This window comes from Escherichia sp. MOD1-EC5990, assembly GCF_002965285.1.
Lineage (GTDB): Bacteria > Pseudomonadota > Gammaproteobacteria > Enterobacterales > Enterobacteriaceae > Escherichia > Escherichia coli_F.
Genome location: NZ_PTRV01000090.1, coordinates 1 through 348, shown reverse-complemented (window position 1 = coordinate 348; position 348 = coordinate 1). Strand labels below are relative to the sequence as shown.

The 348-nt window shown below is 63.5% G+C and carries 1 protein-coding gene; it reads left to right on the top strand.

What is annotated here, in order from left to right:
* Positions 1-348 (top strand): RHS repeat protein (locus BEB42_RS26025; RefSeq protein ID WP_172954562.1); only part of this gene is annotated, 348 nt, incomplete at both ends.

Genomic DNA, 348 nt, shown 5'->3' with positions numbered 1-348 from the left:
GACCCGGCAGGTAACCGCCTGCCCGACCCGGAGCTGCACCCGGACAGCACCCTCAGCATGTGGCCGGATAACCGTATCGCCCGCGACGCGCACTATCTTTACCGGTATGACCGTCACGGCAGGCTGACGGAGAAAACCGACCTCATCCCGGAAGGGGTTATCCGCACGGATGATGAGCGGACTCACCGGTACCATTACGACAGCCGGCACCGGCTGGTGCACTACACGCGGACACAATATGCAGAGCCGCTGGTCGAAAGCCGTTATCTTTACGACCCGCTGGGCCGCAGGGTGGCAAAACGGGTGTGGCGGCGTGAACGGGACCTGACGGGCTGGATGTCGCTGTCA